This is a genomic window from Neisseria sp. P0009.S007 (assembly GCF_051962515.1).
The window spans coordinates 1-628 of record NZ_JBQCVF010000812.1 but is presented as its reverse complement, the minus strand read 5'-3'; the positions used below and the strand labels follow the sequence as shown (position 1 = coordinate 628).

Genomic DNA, 628 nt, shown 5'->3' with positions numbered 1-628 from the left:
AAGCGCTGACGGTTCCGGCAGCGTCCTTTTTCTGCGCTTTATCCACTTTTACGCCAGCAATCAGAAACAGATGGCGGTCGGCAAACGCATCCGTGCCGTGGGCGAAATCAAGCATGGGTTTCACGGCGACGAGATGATTCACCCTAAAATCCGTGATGCCGAGAGCAGCGGTTTGGCGGAAAGCCTCACGCCGATTTATCCGACTGTAAACGGTTTGAACCAGCCCACTTTGCGCCGTATTATTCAGACGGCCTTGGACGTTACGCCGCTGCACGACACCTTGCCTGATGCTTTATTAGGCCGTCTGAAATTGCCGCACCTTGCCGAAAGCCTGCGCCTTTTGCACTCGCCGCCGCCGAGCTTCACCATTCATCAACTTTCAGACGGTACGCTGCCTGCATGGCAGCGACTCAAATTCGACGAACTTTTGGCGCAACAGTTGTCCATGCGGCTGGCGCGACAGAAGCGCATCAGCGGCACTGCGGCAGCATTGGGTGGCGACGGTACGTTGACTCAAGCCCTGCGCCATGCCTTACCGTTTGCCCTGACCGATGCACAAGAAAAAGTTGTTTCCGAAATCCGCCGCGATATGGCACAAACCCACCCCATGCACCGCCTGCTGCAAGGC

Annotated in this window: 1 pseudogene; it reads left to right on the top strand. The window is 56.7% G+C overall.

Annotation, left to right across the window (positions count from 1 at the left end):
• Positions 1-628: pseudogene (locus ACTHS3_RS16540) on the top strand (ATP-dependent DNA helicase RecG); the annotation flags it as partial.